19 protein-coding genes and 2 tRNA genes are annotated in these 19229 nt (G+C 65.4%); 7 read left to right on the top strand and 14 right to left on the bottom strand.

Features of this window, described 5'->3' with window-relative positions; all coding sequences use genetic code 11:
- Window positions 1–36: 36 nt before the first annotated feature.
- Genes CSQ99_RS09480 through CSQ99_RS09460 form a run of 5 tightly spaced genes read right to left on the bottom strand, consistent with a single transcriptional unit; the run spans window position 37 to window position 6043 of the window.
- Window positions 37–855, bottom strand: a complete 819-nt coding sequence (locus tag CSQ99_RS09480) for an HpcH/HpaI aldolase/citrate lyase family protein (RefSeq protein ID WP_099038805.1) — start codon at window positions 853–855, stop codon at window positions 37–39.
- Entirely contained in the window at window positions 855–1343 is a 489-nt protein-coding gene (locus tag CSQ99_RS09475; RefSeq protein ID WP_099038804.1) for a MaoC family dehydratase, read from the bottom strand. Before CSQ99_RS09475 ends, CSQ99_RS09480 begins: the two co-directional genes overlap by 1 nt.
- Window positions 1340–2500 (bottom strand): acyl-CoA dehydrogenase family protein, encoded by a 1161-nt coding sequence (locus CSQ99_RS09470; protein WP_099038803.1) that lies wholly within the window; start codon window positions 2498–2500, stop codon window positions 1340–1342. The genes CSQ99_RS09475 and CSQ99_RS09470 overlap by 4 nt, the downstream gene beginning before the upstream one ends.
- The gene (locus CSQ99_RS09465; protein ID WP_099038802.1) at window positions 2497–4488 is read right to left on the bottom strand and encodes an acetyl/propionyl/methylcrotonyl-CoA carboxylase subunit alpha; all 1992 of its coding nucleotides are present in this window, start codon (window positions 4486–4488) and stop codon (window positions 2497–2499) included. Before CSQ99_RS09465 ends, CSQ99_RS09470 begins: the two co-directional genes overlap by 4 nt.
- 4 nt (window positions 4489–4492) lie before the next feature.
- Window positions 4493–6043, bottom strand: coding sequence for a carboxyl transferase domain-containing protein (locus CSQ99_RS09460; protein WP_099038801.1), 1551 nt, complete (start codon window positions 6041–6043; stop codon window positions 4493–4495).
- A 98-nt stretch (window positions 6044–6141) separates the two neighbouring features.
- Here CSQ99_RS09460 and CSQ99_RS09455 point away from each other — a divergent pair, with 98 nt between their 5' ends.
- On the top strand, window positions 6142–6777 hold the full coding sequence (locus CSQ99_RS09455) for an SACE_7040 family transcriptional regulator (RefSeq protein WP_099038800.1): 636 nt from the start codon (window positions 6142–6144) through the stop codon (window positions 6775–6777).
- Here CSQ99_RS09455 and CSQ99_RS30940 read toward each other — a convergent pair.
- From CSQ99_RS30940 to CSQ99_RS09440, 3 genes are all read right to left on the bottom strand, one after another.
- The gene (locus CSQ99_RS30940; RefSeq protein ID WP_099038799.1) at window positions 6774–6929 is read right to left on the bottom strand and encodes a DUF6131 family protein; all 156 of its coding nucleotides are present in this window, start codon (window positions 6927–6929) and stop codon (window positions 6774–6776) included. The two genes, CSQ99_RS09455 and CSQ99_RS30940, sit on opposite strands and share 4 nt — an antisense overlap.
- 39 nt (window positions 6930–6968) lie before the next feature.
- Entirely contained in the window at window positions 6969–7178 is a 210-nt protein-coding gene (locus CSQ99_RS31280) for a hypothetical protein (RefSeq protein ID WP_099038798.1), read from the bottom strand.
- Window positions 7179–7275: 97 nt separating this feature from the next.
- Window positions 7276–9153, bottom strand: a complete 1878-nt coding sequence (locus tag CSQ99_RS09440; RefSeq protein ID WP_099038797.1) for an alpha/beta hydrolase family protein — start codon at window positions 9151–9153, stop codon at window positions 7276–7278.
- 127 nt (window positions 9154–9280) lie between these two features.
- Here CSQ99_RS09440 and CSQ99_RS09435 point away from each other — a divergent pair, with 127 nt between their 5' ends.
- Entirely contained in the window at window positions 9281–10075 is a 795-nt protein-coding gene (locus CSQ99_RS09435; protein WP_099038796.1) for an MmpS family transport accessory protein, read from the top strand.
- Here CSQ99_RS09435 and CSQ99_RS09430 read toward each other — a convergent pair.
- Window positions 10072–11382: an MFS transporter gene (locus CSQ99_RS09430; protein WP_099038795.1), complete on the bottom strand. Its 1311-nt coding sequence runs from the start codon at window positions 11380–11382 to the stop codon at window positions 10072–10074. The genes CSQ99_RS09435 and CSQ99_RS09430 overlap by 4 nt on opposite strands.
- Window positions 11383–11407: 25 nt before the next feature.
- Here CSQ99_RS09430 and cmrA point away from each other — a divergent pair, with 25 nt between their 5' ends.
- Entirely contained in the window at window positions 11408–12214 is an 807-nt protein-coding gene (gene cmrA, locus CSQ99_RS09425) for a mycolate reductase (protein ID WP_099038794.1), read from the top strand.
- Window positions 12215–12283: 69 nt separating this feature from the next.
- On the opposite strand, the gene CSQ99_RS09420 is transcribed toward cmrA, so the two are convergent.
- Window positions 12284–13879, bottom strand: coding sequence for a helicase HerA-like domain-containing protein (locus CSQ99_RS09420; RefSeq protein ID WP_099038793.1), 1596 nt, complete (start codon window positions 13877–13879; stop codon window positions 12284–12286).
- A gap of 25 nt (window positions 13880–13904) precedes the next feature.
- Between CSQ99_RS09420 and orn the strand changes: the two genes are divergently transcribed.
- Both orn and CSQ99_RS09410 read left to right on the top strand, forming a co-directional pair.
- Window positions 13905–14552, top strand: coding sequence for an oligoribonuclease (gene orn, locus CSQ99_RS09415; RefSeq protein ID WP_176560946.1), 648 nt, complete (start codon window positions 13905–13907; stop codon window positions 14550–14552).
- Window positions 14553–14583: 31 nt separating this feature from the next.
- A tRNA-His gene (locus CSQ99_RS09410) sits at window positions 14584–14656 on the top strand.
- Window positions 14657–14699: 43 nt separating this feature from the next.
- On the opposite strand, the gene CSQ99_RS09405 is transcribed toward CSQ99_RS09410, so the two are convergent.
- A complete protein-coding gene (locus CSQ99_RS09405; protein ID WP_099038791.1) occupies window positions 14700–15920 on the bottom strand; it encodes a L,D-transpeptidase in 1221 nt (406 codons plus the stop codon).
- A gap of 146 nt (window positions 15921–16066) precedes the next feature.
- Here CSQ99_RS09405 and CSQ99_RS09400 point away from each other — a divergent pair.
- Window positions 16067–16139, top strand: a tRNA-Lys gene (locus tag CSQ99_RS09400).
- A 503-nt stretch (window positions 16140–16642) separates the two neighbouring features.
- On the opposite strand, the gene CSQ99_RS09395 is transcribed toward CSQ99_RS09400, so the two are convergent.
- Window positions 16643–16870 (bottom strand): DUF3618 domain-containing protein, encoded by a 228-nt coding sequence (locus CSQ99_RS09395; protein ID WP_099038826.1) that lies wholly within the window; start codon window positions 16868–16870, stop codon window positions 16643–16645.
- A 113-nt stretch (window positions 16871–16983) separates the two neighbouring features.
- On the opposite strand from CSQ99_RS09395, the gene bcp reads away from it, so the two are divergent.
- Window positions 16984–17457 (top strand): thioredoxin-dependent thiol peroxidase, encoded by a 474-nt coding sequence (bcp, locus tag CSQ99_RS09390; RefSeq protein ID WP_099038790.1) that lies wholly within the window; start codon window positions 16984–16986, stop codon window positions 17455–17457.
- Here the strand turns inward: bcp and CSQ99_RS09385 are convergent.
- Both CSQ99_RS09385 and acpS read right to left on the bottom strand, forming a co-directional pair.
- Complete coding sequence (locus CSQ99_RS09385; protein ID WP_099038789.1) at window positions 17434–18780, bottom strand: dipeptidase; 1347 nt, start codon at window positions 18778–18780, stop codon at window positions 17434–17436. The two genes, bcp and CSQ99_RS09385, sit on opposite strands and share 24 nt — an antisense overlap.
- A gap of 43 nt (window positions 18781–18823) precedes the next feature.
- Complete coding sequence (gene acpS / locus CSQ99_RS09380) at window positions 18824–19219, bottom strand: holo-ACP synthase AcpS (RefSeq protein ID WP_006241314.1); 396 nt, start codon at window positions 19217–19219, stop codon at window positions 18824–18826.
- Window positions 19220–19229: the final 10 nt, after the last annotated feature.

The raw sequence follows: 19229 nt of genomic DNA, 5'->3' as shown, positions 1-19229 counted from the left end.
CGATAGGAGCAGAACCCCTGGTGGGAGGTTCGTCGGCTAGCTGCCGGGGTGTGGCGCTAACGCGACGATGCGCTCTGCTCGCCGCAGTACTGGGGCATCAACCATTATGCCCTCGTATTGGAAGACACCCCTCTGGTTGTGGGCCGTGTCGAGGACACGCCTCGCCCAGTCGACCTGCTCGTCGGTCGGTGCGTAAGCGGCGCGGATGACCGCGACCTGGGATGGGTGAATGGCGACCTTGGCGTCGAAGCCGACTGCCACCGCGTCGTCGCTTTCGGCGCGCAGGCCGTCGAGGTCCTTGATGTTGAGGTACACGGAATCCAAGGCCATCTTTCCGTAGGCCTTGGCGGCCAGCAGGCTCTGCGAGCGCACATGTTTGGCGACATCGCGATAGCTACCGTCGGGCCACCGGTTGGCGGTGCCGCCGGTGACGGCGAACAGATCCTCTGCGCCCCACATCACCGCGATCGCGTTCTCCATGCGCGCAAGTTCGCCGACCTCCAAGGCGCCCAGCGGTGTCTCGATCAGCACGACCACGTCGCGCGGGGCGAGATCGCGTATCTGCCGCGGCGATTCGGTTTTCGCCAACATCACCACGGTGTAGTCGGTGCGCGCGAGCGCGTCCAGGTCGAGCTGATGATCGGGCGTCGCGCTCGGATTGATTCGCACCACGGTGCGAGCGGGGTCGAGACGGGTCTCGATCAGCGCGTGGCGCGCGGCCTCCCGATCCTTGGCGGCCACCCCGTCTTCGAGGTCGAGGATGACGACATCGGCTGCAGCAGCGGCTTTCTCGAATCGCTCGGGCCGATCGGCCGGACAGAACAGCCAGCCGGGACCGATGTTCGGCAACGACATCAGGTCGTCTCCTCGGGCCGTTTGCGCACCATCGTCTTGCGCGACGCCGCCGCCACGATGTCGCCGTGCTGATTTCGGCCGATGTGCGAGAAGGTCACGATGCCCTCCCCCGGCCTGCTTTTCGATTCTCGCTTCTCGGTGATCTCGGTCTCGGCATAGAGCGTGTCACCGTGGAAGAGGGGCTTGGGAAAGGCGACCTCGCCGAAACCCAGGTTGCCGACGATCGTGCCCTGGGTCAGTTGTGCCACGGACAGGCCGACCAGCGTGGACAACGTGAACATCGAATTCACCAGGCGCTGGTTGAACGGAGGCAATGCATCCGAGAACGCCGCATCGAGGTGCAGCGCCTGGGTGTTCATGGTCAGGGTGGTGAACAGGACGTTGTCTGCCTCGGTGATGGTGCGGCCGGGCCGGTGCTGATACAGCACTCCGGTCTCGAACTCCTCGAACCACAGTCCCCGCTGGACGATGACCTTCTTCTCGCTCACAGGCCCGACTCCCGTGCGATCAGCATCAGCTGCACTTCGGTTGTCCCCTCACCGATTTCGAGGATCTTGCTATCGCGGTAGTGGCGCGCGACCGGATACTCGTTCATGAAGCCGTAGCCACCGAAAACCTGCGTGGCATCGCGGGAGTTGTCCATGGCCGCCTCGCTGGCCACCAGTTTGGCGATCGCGGCGGCCTTCTTGAACGGCTTGCCCGCCAACATCAATGCGGCCGCGTCGTAATACGCGGTGCGGGCGACGTGCGCGCGCGCCTCCATGCGGGCGATCTTGAACGCGATGGCCTGGTAGGCGCCGATCTTCTGACCGAACGCCTCCCGCTCCTTGGCGTACTTCACACATTCGTCGACGCAGCCCTGCGCCGCGCCGACGGACAGAGCGGCGATCGCGATCCGCCCCTCGTCGAGGATGCGCAGGAAATTGGCGTAGCCGCGACCGCGTTCACCCAGCAGGTTCTCCTGCGGCACCCGGACATCGTCGAAACTCAACGGGTGGGTGTCCGACGCATTCCACCCGACCTTGTTGTAGGCCGGCTCGGCGGTGAATCCCGGTGTGGGAACGGGCACCAGAATCGAGGAGATCTCTTTCTTACCGTCCGTCTCCCCGGTGACCGCCGTGACGGTGACCAGCTTGGTGATGTCGGTGCCCGAGTTGGTGATGAACTGCTTGGAGCCGTTGATGATCCACGTTGATCCATCCGATTTGGCCGTCGTCTTCGTCGCGCCCGCGTCGGTGCCGCCACCAGCCTCGGTCAGGCCGAACGCGCCGAGCGCCTTTCCGCTCGCCAGCAAGGGCAGCCATTCCTGCTTCTGGTCCTCGTTGCCGAAGCGGTACACGGGCATAGCACCCAGCGAAACACCGGCCTCCAACGTGATCGCCACACTCTGATCGACCTTGCCGAGTTCTTCCAGCGCCAGGCACAGCGCGAAGTAGTCACCGCCCATGCCGCCGTATTCCTCGGGGAACGGCAGACCGAACAACCCCATGTCGGCCATGCCCGCCACGACCTCATACGGAAAGGAATGCTCCTCGTCGTGTTTGGCGGCGACCGGGGCGACCACGCTCTGGGCGAAGTCACGGACCGTCTTCGCCAGTTGCTCGTAGTGATCGGGCAGCATGCCCGTCGCCAGAAAATCGCTCATGGGAGTTCTGCTTTCTCACTAGCGGTGATCCGGGCCAGCGGCTGGCCCACCTTGACCTGGTCGCCAACGGCGACGAGTAGTTCGACAACGCCATCGCCCGGCGCGGTGAGTGCGTGTTCCATCTTCATGGCCTCGACGGTCACGACCACGGCTCCCGCCTCGACTCGTTGACCATCGGAAACACCGACGGCGACCACCGAACCCGGCATCGGACTGGTCAGTTCGGCATCACCGCCCGATTCGTCGTCGGGCCGCACGGGTGCCTCCCGTACTTCTTCGACCATGCCCGTGAACCCGGTGCCGGACAACCAGATCTGCCCGTCGACGGCCACAACCAGGTATTCGGTTCGCAGTCCATCCAGTGTCAACGACAACCGGCCGCCATCGAGAGATGTTGACAACGAGCGGGATTCGCCGTCCTCGACGGCAGCCGACGCTGCCACCGGAGTCCCGGCGAGATGGACGTGGTCGGTACGGTCGCCGCTGTGCAGCCGAAAGGTGGTCGGTGCCGATAGCCCGATCCGCCATCCCGACGGCACAGCCCACAGGTCGGTGACGGGGTCGGGCCAGCTCCGCAGCCACTTGTAGGCGGCAGCGGCGATCAGCTCGCGATCGCCCGGTTCCCCGGGTCTGAAGTCGGGCAGGCGGCGGTCGAGCAACCCGGTGTCGAGATCACCGGCGACGACGTCGGGATCGGCCAGCAGAAATCGGAGAAACTCGATGTTCGTAGTGACACCCAGAACTGCGGTGTGCGCCAACGCCGTGTCGAGGGCGCGGATGGCACCGGCACGATCCTCGGCGTGCGCGATGACCTTCGACAGCATCGGGTCATAGTCGCTGCCGATGGCTGTGCCGTCGGCGAGTCCGGAGTCGACGCGAATGCCCGATCCCCCGGCTTCGACGAGACCGAGCACGGTGCCGCCGGTCGGCAAAAAGCCGCGACCGGGATCCTCTGCGTATACGCGCGCCTCGATGGCGTGCCCGGTCAACGTGACGTCGTCCTGACCGATCGGCAGCTTGTTGCCAGCGGCGATCAACACTTGCTGTTCGACGAGGTCGATACCGGTGACCATCTCGGTCACCGGATGCTCCACCTGAAGACGGGTGTTCATCTCCATGAAGAAGAACTCGTCGGGCCGGTCTGCGGACACGATGAACTCCACCGTGCCTGCGCCGGTGTACTGGACGCTGCGCGCCGTATCGCACGCCGCGGCACCGATTCGGGCCCGCGTCGCCGGATCCAGCAGCGGCGACGGCGCCTCTTCGATCACCTTCTGGTGCCTGCGTTGGAGGCTGCACTCGCGTTCGCCCAAGTGCACCACGTTGCCGAAACCGTCGGCGAGCACCTGCACCTCGATGTGCCGCGGGTTCAACACGAATCGCTCGAGGAACAACGTGTCGTCACCGAAGGCTGAGCCGGCCTCCCGACGCGCGCTGGTCAATGCGGAGACCAGTTCGGACGGCTCGTGCACGACACGCATGCCCTTGCCGCCACCGCCCGCAGAAGGCTTGACGAGAACGGGATACCCGACGTCCTCGGCGCCTGCGATCAGATCGGCGTCGGTCAGACCGGGGCGCGATACACCGGGAACGACCGGCACTCCGAATGCCGACACCGCGGCTTTCGCGGCGATCTTGTCACCCATCGTCTGAATCGCCCCGACCGGTGGTCCGATGAACACGATGCCGGCCGCCTGCAATGCCGCGGCGAAATGCGCGTTCTCCGAGAGGAACCCGTAGCCCGGGTGCACCGCCTGCGCGCCGGTGCGCTGTGCGGCCGCGACCACAGCGTCGATATCGAGGTAGCTCTCGCGCGCCGCCGCAGGTCCGATGTTGACGGCGACATCGGCCTCGGCGACATGGCGGGCGCCCGCGTCGGCGTCGCTGAACACCGCAACCGATCGGATGCCCATCGCGCGCAGCGTTCGGATCACGCGCACCGCGATCTCGCCGCGGTTGGCGATGAGGACTGTCTGGATGTCAATCATGTCATCACATCCGGAACACACCGTAGGAAACCGGCTCTAGCGGAGCTTGGCCGACCACGGAAAGCGCCAGGCCGAGAACGGTTCTGGTGTCAGCGGGGTCGATGACACCGTCGTCCCACAGCCGCGCCGTCGAGTAGTAAGGGTTGCCCTGGTCCTCATACTGCTGGCGGATGGGCGCCTTGAACCTCTCCTCTTCCTCGGGAGTCATCTCACCGCGCACCGTTGCGAGCACCGAGGCGGCCTGTTCGCCGCCCATCACCGAGATCCTGGCGTTCGGCCACATCCACAGGAAGCGAGGCGAATACGCCCGCCCACACATCGAGTAGTTGCCCGCGCCGTACGACCCGCCGATCACGACGGTCATCTTCGGCACTCTGGCGCAGGCGACCGCGGTGACCATCTTCGCGCCATGCTTGGCGATACCTCCGGCCTCGTAGTCGCGGCCCACCATGAACCCGGAGATGTTCTGCAGGAACAGCAGCGGTGTGCTGCGCTTGTCGCAGAGTTCGATGAAATGTGCGCCTTTGAGCGCCGACTCACTGAACAGCACGCCGTTGTTGGCGATGATGCCTACCGGGTGGCCGTGGATGCGGGCGAATCCAGTCACCAACGTGTTGCCGTACTCGGCTTTGAACTCGGCGAACTCGCCGCCATCGACGATCCGGGTGATCACCTCGTGGACGTCATAGGGCACGCGGGAATCAACGGGCACCACGTCATACAGTTCGGTCTGGTCGGCGACCGCGTCGATCGTCGGCCTGACATCCCAGGGCAGCTTCTCACGCGGGCCCAGCGTCGACACAATGCGCCGGACGATGCGTAGCGCGTCGCGGTCGTCGTGGGCCAAATGGTCTGTGACACCAGAGGTTTTCGAGTGCAGATCCCCGCCACCGAGATCCTCGGCGGTGACGATCTCGCCGGTTGCCGCCTTCACGAGCGGCGGCCCGCCCAGGAAGATGGTGCCCTGGTTGCGGACGATGACCGCCTCGTCACTCATCGCGGGTACATACGCGCCGCCGGCGGTGCACGAGCCCAGGACCGCCGCGATCTGCGGTATGCCTTCGGCGGACAGGTTGGCTTGATTGAAGAAGATGCGACCGAAGTGCTCGCGGTCGGGGAACACCTCGTCCTGACGCGGAAGGAACGCCCCTCCCGAGTCGACCAGATAGATGCACGGGAGCCGGTTCTGACCGGCCACCTCCTGAGCGCGTAAGTGCTTCTTGACGGTGATCGGGTAGTAAGTGCCGCCCTTCACGGTGGCGTCGTTAGCGACGATCACGCACTCGCGCCCCGAAACGCGCCCGATACCGGAGATCATGCCCGCACCGGGACACTCATCGTCGTACATGCCATCGGCGGCAAGCGGTGTCAGCTCGAGAAACGGACTGCCGGGGTCGATTAGCCCGTCGACGCGGTCGCGCGGAAGCAGCTTGCCCCGGCTGACATGACGCTCACGCGCACGCTCGGAGCCACCGAGCGCTGCGGCGGCGAGCTTGGCCCGCAACTGAGCGACCAGCTCGAGATGCTCCTCGCGATGCGACGTCCGCGGTGTCATCGTCGGAAAGCCCGTTTCGGTTGAGTTAATGATGACTAACTCGTGGTATGTTAGTCACGATTAACTGAAATGTCCACCAGCGCGTTTGGAGTGTGTCCATGGCCTCCACTTCGGTGCCCGATCTGACCGCGACGCGCCGCAGCAAGGCCAAATCAGACCGCCGGTCACAACTGATCGCGGCGGCCGAACGCCTCGTGGCCGAACGGGGCTATCTCGCGGTGCGGCTAGAGGACATCGGGGCAGCCGCCGGTGTCAGCGGACCGGCGATCTATCGCCACTTCCCCAATAAGGAAGCGCTTCTCGTCGAGCTGCTGGTGGGAATCAGCACCCGCCTGTTGGCCGGTGCCACCGACGTCATCACCCGCGCCGCCGATCCTCGGTCGGCCTTGGACGGACTGGTCGACTTCCATCTGGACTTTGCGCTCGGCGAGTCGGACCTGATCCGCATTCAGGACCGCGACCTACCGAGCCTGCCCCCCGCCGCCAAGCGTCAGGTACGCAAGGCTCAGCGACAGTACGTCGAAATCTGGGTAGATGTGTTGCGGCAGTTGAATATGTCCCTACGCGAGGACGATGCCCGCCTGATGGCGCACGCGGCATTCGGCTTGCTGAATTCGACACCGCACTCGGTGAAACCAAGTGCGGTGAAAAAGGCCGAGGCCAGCGAGCGTGCCGTCCTTCGAGCGATGACGGTTGCTGCGCTGGCCTCGGCCGCGCCGAGCGTGAGCGGTTAGTACCAGGCTCGGCGGCCGCCGACGGGACGCCCGACGGACCCGAGAATCCAGAAGACGGCACCGATGACTACCAGGATGACACCGATGGTCGTCAAAACGCTGATGCCGAGGATGTAGCCGAGTACCGCGAGGATGATTCCAAGGATAATCATCGTGATTTCCTTTCTATTCAACTATCAACTGCCAGTGGACTATTGACTGGGCTGCGGGATGTTGCAGTCCGCCACCTTCGGATTGACTCCCGCGTAGTTCAGCGGGCCAACTACTACCGTGAGGGCGATACTCCCCGCCGTGGCGCAGTTTGTAGCGCCGGTTTCAAAGTAACCGCGCTGATAGGCCGCAAACGCGCCGATCAGCAACCAGATGAGCACAAGAACTCCGAGTAGCCCACCACCTCGCATGCTGCGCCTCCATCTCTAATTGCGCCCCAAATCGGCGCGCACGCAGCATGTTTACCCGGCAGAAAATTTCCCAAACCTGGGAATGACAACGATCGGGCTACGGTGTCTGACGTGGCACAAAGGCTGCGAGTAGCCACTCGCGCATCGCCTTGACCAGCACGGCGCGGTTCTCCCGCTTGTCGATCTCGTGGCCGTCGTCGTCGAACATCAGGAGTTCGACGGTGCGTCCGAGAGCCTGCAGGGCAGTACACATCTGCACCGACTCATCGGGAGGAACGTTGGTGTCGTTCGCGCCGTGCACGAGCATCAGCGGCGCGGTCAACGCATCCACCCGCTGCAACGGGGACAACTGCTCGAGCAGGTCGCGGTCGCTGACGGGATGACCGTACTTCGGGTAGGCGGCCGCAGCGATCCACGGTTCGGTGTTGCGGTACCACGTGTTCAGGTCGCTCATGCCGCAGATGCTGATGCCTGCGGCGAACAACTGCGGATGAAAGGTCAGCGCCGCCTGGGTCAGGTAACCGCCGTAGGACCAACCGCAGCACGCGATGCGGTCGCGTTGGGCATGGCCGTTGTCGGCGAGGAAGCTCACGGCATCGGCCACATCGTCGATGGCCGCGAATCGCTTCTCTCTGTCGTCGGCGTGCATGAACGAGCGGCCGAAGCCCCCAGAGCCGCGCACGTTGGGAAGGAATACCGAGATACCCGCTTCGAGCAGGGGCGGGAAGAACTCGTTGTAGCCCGGACGGCCCTGACCTTCGGGCCCGCCGTGCAGGAAAAGCATCGCGCCGATCGTCTCGATGCCCTCAGGAGGCCGGAAGAGCCAACCGGTGAACGTCAGGCCGTCCCGTGCCGTGATCGTCTCCAGCGTCGGATCAGCCGACACCGGACCCATACTCGGCTCGCGGTCGACGGGCTCCCATTCGCGCGTGCGGGGATCGACCAGTTCGACCGTCGCCGGCATCGACGGACTCTCCACCGTCATCGCGAGCATCGAGCCACCGGCGCTGATGCTCAGCTCGCTGGCCACCATCCCGGGTAGCGGAATAGGAGCGGATGCGGTGTAGTCGGCCAGTTCGAGAATCTGTAATTCACTGGCGCCGTGTAAGTTCCACAATATCGCCACGGTTGAGAGGTCATCGCTGACGGTGAATTCGTCGAGTTCATACCCCGGTCGTTCCGCGATCACCTGGTAGGACACCCCGTCGGCAGTGGTGGTGACCTCGAGCAGCCGGGCATGCTCGGCGCCGTTCTCGCTGCGGATCAGCGCACGCACATATCCGTCGGTGCTGTTGACGCCGGACGCGCTCGACGGCTGATACAGCTCATAGGAATCCCCCTCCAATCCAGCGCGGAGGCGGCGGGGACCGTGATCGTCCAGGATGATCCCGCTGTCGGTCGTTGATCCGGGATCGTAAGGCAGCAAAGCGATTTCGGTCAGGCCGCGCAACATGATGAGGTCGCGGTAGCCCCGTGGCCCGACCCGCACGAGTGCCGCTCCCGCCCACGCGTCGACCAGCCTGCCGCCCGACCGCCGGTCGAGCACCACCGTCGCGCCGTCAGCGGGATCGATCAGGCACGAGCTGCCAACGCCGTCGTCACCGGTCAGGATCGCCGCGACCCGGGTGCCGTCCCAACCGATCAGCTCCGCGGTGCCTTCGGACGATCCGGCCGGCCAATGGTCGATCCGGCGGGCATCGCGGTCGTCCGGATCGGTTGTCACCACCCAGATCTGGCTTCGAGATCCACCTTCTGGCGCCACCTCACACGCGAGCCAGTACCCGTCCGCGGAATGCATGACCCGGTTCACCGGGCCCACTACGGGCAGTTCGACGTCCCGGGACGAACTCGCCCGCCACCCGCGCAGGAAGCGCTGCACCGCGCGCGGATATCCGCCGTCATCGACGAGGTGCGCGAACGCGGTGGCGTCCGGCGACATCGATGCGCCGTAGACGCGACGAACCTGCTGTGCCATCGGAACCAGAGTAAACCGAGGTCGCAGGCCCCAAACGTGGTGCTCGTGACAGTCAGAGCAATCCGAACCGTCGCGGCGGGAGCAGACTGAGCGCCTGCACAGGTACCCTCGCAGCCATGAGGCGGGTATGACCGATTCACCACATCGCGGACGTGATGAGCAACCAGGCTTCCGCGAAGGGCCCGACCCGACGCCCCCGGTGAGTGGCGGTTACCAGGGATACCCCGACCCGGCGTATGCGAGCCAGGCCCCGTACGGCCCGACCTATCAGAACCCCGCGACGCCGCCTCCGACCCAGCAGTTGCCCCCGTACTCGCCGTACGGCTACGACCCCTACTCGACCGGCCAGTATGGCGGGCAGTATCCGCCAGAAGGGCCGGGCGAACCGCCGCCGGATGAGCCCAAGTCGCCCCGCTGGCTGTGGGTGCTGGCCGCGACGGCGGTGCTGACCGTCATCGGCCTGGTAATCGCGTTGGTCGTCGTCTATGACAGCAGCTCCCGCCAGGAGACGGTTGTCGCACCGCCGCCGTCGCTGACTGAGCCCAGCTCCCCGACCCGAACTCCGACGACGACGTCCCGCACACCCTCGGTTCCGGTGATTCCCCTTCCGACCCTGCCGTCGGTACCGCCCACGACCGGCACGACCCCAGCCGGTCCCACGGAGACGGTGGTCTACAACGTCATCGGTGACGGCCGGGCCATCAACATCACTTACGTCGACAACGGCGGACTGCTGCAGACGGAGTTCAACGTCCTGCTCCCATGGAGCAAGGAGGTCCAATTGCCAGAGCCCGCAAACAGTTCCGCGAGCATCAGCATCATCAATGTCGGCCGCGAGGTGAACTGCTCGATATCCGTGAACGGCGTCATTCTCGAGCAGCGCAGCGGTGCCGGCCTGACGATCTGCGCCACGACGGGCTAAGCGGCGGCCACCCGGCCGGGTGTCTTCACCGCGAGCATCGCCAATAGCCCCGCCGCCAGAACCACGATGAGCCCGCCCATCCCGGCGCGGTCGGTGCCGAAGACGGCAATGAATGTCGAGAAGAGCACCGGCGCCAGGTAGGACACCGCCCGCCCCGTGGTGGTGTAGAGGCCGAAGGCCACGCCCTCCTTGCCATCGGCTGACATCCGCAGCATCAGCGTTCGGGCGGCTGACAGCGTCGGCCCGATGAACAGGCACAACAACAGCCCGCAGATCCAGAAGGCCAACACACCCGACAAAGTCATCAGGGTGCCCGCCACCGCGATCATCGCCGTCAGGGCGCCGACGATGACGGGTTTGGCGCCGATCCGGTCGTCGAGCCGACCGCCGACGACAGCGCCGACGGCGGCGACCACGCTGGCGCTGACGCCGAACAACAACACGTCGGCCTCGGAGACGCCGTATACCTTGACGCCGAGCACGGCGCCGAATGCGAAGACGCCGGTGAGACCGTCGCGGAACACCGCACTCGCGATCAGGTAATAGATGACGTTGTGATCGCGTTGCCATTCACTGCGAATCTCCGCCCACAGCTTGCGATATCCGCCGAAGAACCCGGCGCTCTCGCGCTGCTGCAGCGGGTCGGGTTTCGGGCTGGGCGCCGAGATCAGTAACGGCAGCGCGAAGAGACCGAACCAGATCGCCGTGAAAAGCATGGCGGCCCGGACGTTCTGACCGTCGGCGACAGGTATGCCCAAGAGCCCGCCCTCGCCGGTGACGAAGCCGAAGTAGACCACCAGCAGCAGAACGACGCTGCCGAAAAACCCAAGGCCCAAACCCAATCCGGAGATCTGGCCGGAGGTCTTCGGGGTGGACAGCTGCCGAAGCATCGCGTTGTAGGGCACGCTGGCCAGGTCGTTGCTCGCCGACGCGGCGGCCACCAGCATGAGGCCGACGGCAAGATAGCGGTAGTCGTCACGGATCAGGCTCATGGCCGACGTCAGCGTGACAGTCGACGCGGTGAGTACCGCTAGTGCCCGTCGCCGCCGCCATGGCGCGTCGACCCAGACGCCCGTCAGCGGGGCGAGCAGCGCCACCGACAGACCCGCGCCGCCCAGCGCCCAGCCGAGCCAGCTGGTCGCGCTCGTGTCGCCGGGCAGATCGTCTCCGACGGTATTGGTCAGGTAAATCGAGAACACGAAGGTCACCACCACCGCGTTCAACCCGGTCGCGCCGAAGTCCCACAGCGCCCAGGCAAGGATCTGCGGTCGTCGCGCGGCTGGCGCGGACGACCGCAATTCGCTCATGAAGGCAAACGATATAGTCCCGCCCATGCCAGTACCCGCTCCCAGCCCGGAAGCCCGCGCTGTCGTCACCGGCGCATCGCAGAACATCGGCGAGGCGCTGGCCATTGAGCTCGCCTCCCGCGGGCACCACTTGATCATCACCGCGCGCCGCGAGGACGTGCTCAGGGCACTGGCGAGCCGGATCACCGGGCAGTACGGCGTGACCGTCGAAGTACGTCCTGTCGACCTCGCCGACCCTGCCGAACGGGGAAAATTCTGCGACGAATTGGCCGTCCGTAACATTTCGATCCTGTGCGCCAACGCGGGCACTGCGACATTCGGGCCGGTCGCGACCCTTCCCGTCGACGGGGAGAAGGCCCAGGTGCAGCTGAATGTCCTTGGCGTGCACGATCTTGCGCTCGCGGTTATCCCAGGGATGGTGGAGCGCAGGGCGGGCGGCGTCCTGATTTCCGGTTCCGCGGCGGGCAATTCGCCGATACCGAACAACGCGACCTATGCGGCCAGCAAGGCGTTCGCGAACACGTTCAGCGAGTCGCTGCGCGGCGAACTGAAGCGCGACGGCGTGCACGTCACCTTGCTTGCGCCGGGCCCGGTCCGCGAGACGCTACCCTCCGAAACCGAACAGTCGCTGGTGGAGAAGCTCATCCCCGACTTCCTGTGGATCTCCACCGAGTACACCGCCAAACTGTCGCTGGATGCCCTGGAACGCAACAAGATGCGCGTCGTCCCCGGAGTGACCTCCAAGGCGATGTCGGTGGCGTCGGGATACACACCGCGCGCAATCGTGACGCCGATCGTCGGCGCGGTCTACAAGAAGCTCGGCGGCGGCTAGCGGATTCGTTGCGAATCGGGCGCGCTCACCGTCGCTGACGGTCGGTTTGCGCGCCGAATTCGCAAAGATTCAGCGCCTGCGGCGGCGGCCGGTGCCGAAGATGCTGCGGGTGATCTCGCGTCCGATCACCGTGCCCGCTGAGCGCATCGCGCTCTTGAACGCCGGACTGTCCATCACCTTCTCGAGCATCCCTGGCTCGGCGGTTCCACGGCTCTTCACCTCGCCGGAGGCGGTGGCCCCGCCGACGTCGACGGGCAGTGGTGGAGGAAGCTGAGGGTCGGCGGCCGGCGGCATAGCTGGTGGCGGCGCCATTCTGGCGGACAGCCGCTCGTAGGCCGAATCGCGGTCAACCGTCTGCCCGTACTCGGCCTGCAGCGGACTGGCCTTCGCGGCCGACGCGATGGCGTCGGGACCAATGGTGTCCATCAGCGAGCGCGGAGCCCGCACCCTGGTCCACGCCACGGGTGTCGGCGCACCCTTCTCCGAAAGCACCGTCACGATCGCTTCGCCGATGCCCAGCGACGTCAACGCCTCCTCCAGGTCGTAGACGCCAGTTTTCGGGTAGGTGCGCACGGTCTTTGCGAGCGCCTTCTGGTCATCGGGGGTGAACGCGCGCAGAGCGTGCTGAATTCGCGCACCAAGCTGTGAGAGCACGGCGTTGGGCACATCCGTGGGCAGCTGGGTGCAGAAGAACACGCCGACACCCTTGGATCGGATCAACTTCACGGTCTGCTCGACCTGCTCCAGGAAGGCCTTGGACGCATCGGTGAAGAGCAGGTGGGCCTCGTCGAAGAAGAACACCAGCTTCGGCTTGTCGAGATCGCCCACCTCGGGCAGCGTGGTGAAGAGGTCCGCGAGCACCCACATCAAGAACGTCGAGAACATCACCGGCCGCGCGGCCTGCTCGCCGACCTCGAGCAGACTGATGATGCCTCGACCCTGGGCGTCGAGACGCATCAGGTCCTTGGGCTCGAGTTCGGGCTCGCCGAAGAACGTGTCACCACCGTCGGCTTCGAGGTTCACCAGGGCCCGCAGGATGACACCGGCGGTCGTCTTGGACACCGCACCCAACGCCTTCAATTCGGGCTTGCCGTCGTCGCTGGTGAGGAACTGGATCACGGCGCGCAAATCCTTCAGGTCCAGCAGCGGCAGGCCCTTCTGGTCGGCCCAGTGGAAGATCAGCCCCAGGGTGGACTCCTGGGTTTGGTTGAGCCCCAGCACTTTTGACAACAGGATCGGTCCGAAGCTGGAGATGGTTGCGCGCACGGGTACGCCGATGCCGCTGGTGCCGAGCGACAAGAATTCCACGGGGTAGGCAGTCGGCGTCCAGTCGTCGCCGGTGTCCTTGGCCCGCTGCTGGATCTTCTCGCCTGCCTCGCCAGGACGCGAGAGGCCCGACAGATCGCCCTTGATGTCGGCCATCAAGCACGGCACACCGGCTGCCGACAACTGCTCGGCGATCACCTGTAGCGATTTGGTCTTACCGGTACCTGTGGCGCCCGCGACCAGGCCGTGCCGGTTGACCGTGGCCAACGGGATGCGGACCTGCGCGGTCGGGTCGCAAACCCCGTCGACGACGACTGTGCCCACTTCCAGCGCCGGACCCTCGAACGCGTAACCGGCGGCGATCTGCTGGGCTCCAGGGGCGCTCGAGTCAGTGGTCATGGTCGAAAACAGTACTGTGAGCGCTGTGCGTGACGAACTCGTGTGGATCGACTGTGAAATGACCGGCCTGGACCTGACGAATGACCGCCTCATCGAGATCGCGGTGCTCGTCACCGACGCCGACCTGAACGTCCTCGGCGAGGGCCTCGACGTGGTTATTCACGCCGACGACGAGGCGCTGTCGTCGATGGTCGGCGTGGTCAAGGACATGCATGCCCGGTCGGGCCTGACCGAGGAGGTGCGGGCGTCGACTGTCGACCTGGCGACGGCCGAACAACTCGTTCTCGACTACATCCGCACCCACGTCAAACAGGCGAAGACCGCTCCCCTGGCCGGCAACTCGATCGCCACCGATCGCGGCTTCATCGCGCGAGACATGCCCAAGCTCGATGAATTTCTGCACTACCGGATGATCGACGTCAGCTCCATCAAAGAGTTGTGCCGGCGCTGGTATCCGCGGATCTACTTCGGCCAGCCCGAGAAAGGCCTGGCGCACCGCGCCCTGGCCGACATCCACGAATCGATCCGCGAGCTCAAGTACTACCGTCAGACCGCCTTCGTCGCCCCGCCGGGCCCGTCAACCGGCGAGATCGCCGCGATTTCCAATCAACTCGGCCCACCGAACAGCGACGCGGACGATATCGATTCGGCTGCCGAGCACACGAGCGGCTAGTATCGACGGCGCTGCAGATGTTGCAGCGATGGTGGCTGTAGTTCAGTTGGTAGAGCACCAGGTTGTGATCCTGGCTGTCGCGGGTTCGAGTCCCGTCAGCCACCCAAATAGGTCAGGGAGCGATTTCGCTCCCTGACTTTTTTGTCGTCAGACGCCGGCGTTGCCGCTCTTCCACTGGCTCCACGGGATGTTCCAGTCGCCCAGCCCTTCGGTGCCCGGAAGTGTCGAACCGACGGTGTTGACGATCTCCACGATGTCGCCCCGTTTGGAGTTGTCGTAGAACCACTGCCCGTTGCTGGTACTCACGTTGATGCATCCGTGGCTGACATTGCTGTAGCCCTGGCTGCCCACCGACCACGGCGCGGCGTGCACGTAGATCCCGCTGTAGGAGATCTGGGTGGCCCAGTCCACTTCGGTGCGATAACCGTTCGGCGAGTTCGTCGGCACGCCATAGGTGGAAGAGTCCATCACCATGTGCGATCGACGGTCCCCGACGATGTAGGTGCCGTTGTTCGTCGGTGTGCTGTTCTTGCCCATCGACACCGGCATGGTCTTGATCACCTCGCCGTTGCGCGTGACCGTCAGCGTCTTGGTGTTGTCGTCGATGCGGGTGATCACCTCGTCGCCGATGGAGAAATGCGTGGTGATGTTCTCCTGGCCGAACAATCCGTCACCAAGGTCGACGCCGTAGGTGTTGACGGCCACCTCGACCGTCGTGCCGGGCTTCCAGTAAGCAGCTGGGCGCCAGCGCACCTCGCGGTTGTTCAGCCAGTAGAAAGCCCCCTCTACGGGCGGGTTGGTCGTGATCTTGATGGCCCGCTGGGCCGCGAGCCGGTTCGGGATGTTTTCGTCGAACTGGACGGAGACCGGTTGACCGACACCGACGACCTCGCCCTCGCTGGGCACCACATAGGCCATCGTGAGATTCTCCGGCGAGTGCGTCTCGAACGTCATCTGCCGGGTCGTGGCGCCGCCGAGGCCGAGCGCTTCAGCGGTCAGGGTGTAGCGCTTGTTGTAGCCGAGCGGCTCGGCGGTGGCCCACTGCAGCCCATCCTTGCTCAGCTTGCCCTGCACAGGCTCGCCGTCCTCGTTGACCATGGAAACCGCGCCGAGCACGCCGTCCTCGGCACCGACAGTCACCGGCGACGCCGCGCTGATCCCGACGTCCCCGTCCGTTACCGACGCTGCCAGCTTGGGAAGGAGCAGATCGCCGAAGGGCGTGCCCTTATCGGCGATGACCTGCGGCAGCGGGGGCGCGGAGTTGCTGCTGCACGCCGACAGTCCAAGCACGACCGCGGGAACGAGCGCGATGACAGTCAGCCATCGACGATTGCGACGCGGACCGGCCACGGATCTGACCTGCCACATTGTTTGCTCCATCTCACGAATAGATGATTCTCTTCGAATAGTCTAGGGCCACTGACGGACGGGGGCGCGACGACGGCGTCGCTCTCCAGCGGCGGGCGAGTAACAATTTCATCTGCGCCGCGCGGCCTGTTATCGTCTCACACGCAGCGCCGTTAGCTCAGTTGGTAGAGCAGCTGACTCTTAATCAGCGGGTCCGGGGTTCGAAACCCTGACGGCGCACTCATCTCTCCGAATAGCGTCGGAGCCGATCTTCGGCTCCACCCGCCGCCTAGCACGCATTCAGTCGTTGCGGTTCATGTTTCCGTAAATACCCTGGCCGGCTCCGATAATCGCGGTTAACAAGTGTGCTGGAAGCCACATAAGTCACGTTGTCGTACGGATTACGCAGGGACGAGGATAGTTGCGGAAGTAACCCCGCCAACAGATCCTCCCGTTTCAAGCTGCCAAAAGACCGGGATAGATGCTAGAGTCCGCGTTAGCTGACGATCAGGGCATACGCCGGGTGCGGGCAGCGCGCAATACGAGACAGGAAATTAGCTGATGGCGCAGATTGGCGCAGCGTTCGGAGCTGGTGCGCACGGGGCGCATGGCGACGACGACGTAACTGGACAGGGTCCAGTCGCGGTGTACAACTGCAGCCGCCTAGGCCGGGTGGCCAACCCGCCGAGCTCCTGGTTCTCCGATTTGTTCCGCTCCGCCCGCCGGCGTTGAGCTGAGGCGCCTCAGCGCCGCCTGATCCGGCGTACGACGAGCACGATAACGACAGTTCCGACACCTGCCAGCGAGATCGCCACCGCCGGTTTCTTGACGAGCCCCACCAACCCGGCCTTGAGGTCGTCTGCGAGCCTTCGAGGGTTCGCACGCTCGGCGAGGGAGTCGACGGTCAGCGCGAGCTGATCACGAGCCTGGTCGATCTCCTGCTTGATCGTGTCGGGGTCGCGGTCCGCCACATCCATCTCCCATACGCGTCAAGCCCTGCTCGGTGTCTGGTGCCTTGCGGAACTACCCTAGATCAGCTCGCACTAATCGAAGTGAACCGGTCCATCAGAGGGGATTCGCACGCGTGCCAGAGACTCCGCGACTCGAGGTGGGCACCAAAGCCCCCGCGTTCAGCCTGACCGACGCCGACGGCAACACCGTCAAGCTCTCCGACTACAAGGGCCGCAAGGTCATCGTGTACTTCTACCCCGCCGCATCGACGCCGGGCTGCACCAAGCAGGCCTGCGACTTCCGCGACAGCCTCGGCGAGCTCAACGGCGCCGGACTCGACGTCATCGGCATCTCCCCCGACAAGCCTGAGAAGCTGGCCAAGTTCCGAGACAAAGAGAAGCTGACGTTTCCGCTGCTGTCGGACCCCGACCGCGAAGTCCTCACCGCGTGGGGTGCCTACGGCGAAAAGATGATGTACGGCAAGACCGTTCACGGCGTGATCCGTTCGACGTTCGTGGTCGACGAGAAGGGCAAGATCGCCGAGGCGCAGTACAACGTCCGGGCGACCGGACATGTGGCCAAGCTACGGCGCGACCTGTCCGTCTGAACCCAGGTTCGCCAGCAGTAGCGCCTCGGCGGTCGCGGCGCGTGCCAGCACCCCGAGGTCCAGGCTCTCGTTGACGCTGTGCGCCTGTGTCGCAGGGTCTTCCACGCCGGTCACCAAGATCTTGGCCGACGGGAACGCCGCCGCGAACTCGGCGATGAACGGAATGGAGCCACCGATTCCGGTGTCCACCGGCTCGGCACCCCACGCGTGCCGGAAGGCCGAACGCGCCGCGTCGTAGACCGCTCCGCTGGCGTCGATGGCGTACGGCTGGCCGACGTCGCCGGGCGTGACGGTCACCTGCGCACCCCACGGCACCTTCTGCTCGAGGTGACGCGTCAGGGCCGCCAGGTGTTCGCCCGCGTCACCCCCGGGTGCGACACGCATGCTGATCTTCGCCCGCGCCCGCGGGATCAAGGTGTTCGACGCTTTCTCGATCGGTGTCGTGTCGATTCCGATCACCGTGATCGCCGGCTTGGCCCAAAGTCGTTGCGGCACCGAGCCAGAGCCGACCTCGCGGACGCCGTCCAACAGGCCCGTCTCCGCGCGGACACGCTCCGGCGGGTAGTCGACGTCGGCCGCCTTGGCTTCGTACAGGCCCTCGACCGCCACGTTGCCGTCGTCGTCGTGCAGGGTCGCCAGCAGTCGCACCAGCACCATCAACGCATCGGGGGCGACGCCGCCCCATAGTCCGGAATGCAGGCCGTGATCCAGCGTTGCCACCTCGACGATGCAGTCGGCGAGTCCGCGCAGCGACACCGTCAACGAGGGGACCTCGGTGCTCCAATTGTCGGAGTCGGCGATGACGATGACATCGGACGCCAGCGTCTCGCGGTGGGCCGCCAGCAGCCGCGACAACGATGGCGATCCCGATTCCTCCTCCCCCTCCACGAACACCGTCACCCCCACCGGCGGGTTCCCCCCGTGGGCACGAAATGCCGCCAAATGCGTTGCGATGCCTGCCTTGTCATCGGCGGTACCCCGTCCATAGAGGCGTCCGTCTCGCTCGGTGGGCTCGAATGGCGGCGAGTGCCACTGCGTGTGGTCGCCCTCGGGTTGCACGTCGTGATGCGCGTAGAGCAAAACGGTTGGCGCGCCAGGTGGCGCCGGATGCCGGGCGATGACGGCGGGGGCACCGCCCTCGCTGACGATCTGCACGTCTTTGAAGCCCGCGTCCGACAACAGTTTTGCCGTGGCATCGGCGCTGCGCTGCACCTCGCCGCGGCGCCCCGGATCGGCCCACACCGACTCGATGCGCACCAGGTCTTCCAGGTCCGCCCGCACCGCGGGAAGGACGTCGCGTACCCGCTGCACCAGATCACTCATGGTTCGAGGCTAGCGACCTCGGTGTGGGCCCAGCTCGCCAGGTTTAGGGGTGGGATTCGAGGATGGCGACCGCGGCTGCCGTATCTCCCTCGTGGGTCATCGAGACGTGAATCGTCACATCCTTCAGATGCTCGCCGATGGCGCCGGTGAGCCGGACCTTCGGCCTGCCCCACATGTCGGTGACGACCTCGATGTCGCGGTGAATTCCCTCCGGCAGCATCGGCCGCTTGGCGAACCGCGACCCGGACCACGCCTTGATCACGGCCTCCTTGGCCGCCCAACGCGCCGCCAGATGCCGTGCCGCCGACGAGCTCTTGTCGGCGGCATCGCGCCGCTCGCCGGGCGTGAACGTCTCGGCGAACACCGTCCCCGGCTGGTCGACCTGTTCAGCGAAGTCGGGTATGGAGACGAGATCGATCCCCACACCGACTACCGCCATGGGCACGAAC

Origin of the sequence: Mycobacterium neglectum, from assembly GCF_002591975.1 — a bacterium.
GTDB classification, from domain to species: Bacteria; Actinomycetota; Actinomycetes; order Mycobacteriales; family Mycobacteriaceae; genus Mycobacterium; species Mycobacterium neglectum.
This window is presented reverse-complemented; position numbering and strand designations above follow the sequence as displayed.

Bases quoted from the DNA above. Each gene is read 5' to 3' on its own strand.
- CSQ99_RS09480 (WP_099038805.1), bottom strand. From the start codon at position 855: ATGTCGTTGCCGAACATCGGTCCCGGCTGGCTGTTCTGTCCGGCCGAT.
- CSQ99_RS09470 (WP_099038803.1), bottom strand. From the start codon at position 2,500: ATGAGCGATTTTCTGGCGACGGGCATGCTGCCCGATCACTACGAGCAA.
- CSQ99_RS09465 (WP_099038802.1), bottom strand. From the start codon at position 4,488: ATGATTGACATCCAGACAGTCCTCATCGCCAACCGCGGCGAGATCGCG.
- CSQ99_RS09460 (WP_099038801.1), bottom strand. From the start codon at position 6,043: ATGACACCGCGGACGTCGCATCGCGAGGAGCATCTCGAGCTGGTCGCT.
- CSQ99_RS09455 (WP_099038800.1), top strand. From the start codon at position 6,142: ATGGCCTCCACTTCGGTGCCCGATCTGACCGCGACGCGCCGCAGCAAG.
- CSQ99_RS30940 (WP_099038799.1), bottom strand. From the start codon at position 6,929: ATGATTATCCTTGGAATCATCCTCGCGGTACTCGGCTACATCCTCGGC.
- CSQ99_RS31280 (WP_099038798.1), bottom strand. From the start codon at position 7,178: ATGCGAGGTGGTGGGCTACTCGGAGTTCTTGTGCTCATCTGGTTGCTG.
- CSQ99_RS09440 (WP_099038797.1), bottom strand. From the start codon at position 9,153: ATGGCACAGCAGGTTCGTCGCGTCTACGGCGCATCGATGTCGCCGGAC.
- CSQ99_RS09435 (WP_099038796.1), top strand. From the start codon at position 9,281: ATGACCGATTCACCACATCGCGGACGTGATGAGCAACCAGGCTTCCGC.
- CSQ99_RS09430 (WP_099038795.1), bottom strand. From the start codon at position 11,382: ATGAGCGAATTGCGGTCGTCCGCGCCAGCCGCGCGACGACCGCAGATC.
- cmrA (WP_099038794.1), top strand. From the start codon at position 11,408: ATGCCAGTACCCGCTCCCAGCCCGGAAGCCCGCGCTGTCGTCACCGGC.
- CSQ99_RS09420 (WP_099038793.1), bottom strand. From the start codon at position 13,879: ATGACCACTGACTCGAGCGCCCCTGGAGCCCAGCAGATCGCCGCCGGT.
- CSQ99_RS09405 (WP_099038791.1), bottom strand. From the start codon at position 15,920: ATGTGGCAGGTCAGATCCGTGGCCGGTCCGCGTCGCAATCGTCGATGG.
- CSQ99_RS09385 (WP_099038789.1), bottom strand. From the start codon at position 18,780: ATGAGTGATCTGGTGCAGCGGGTACGCGACGTCCTTCCCGCGGTGCGG.
- acpS (WP_006241314.1), bottom strand. From the start codon at position 19,219: ATGGCGGTAGTCGGTGTGGGGATCGATCTCGTCTCCATACCCGACTTC.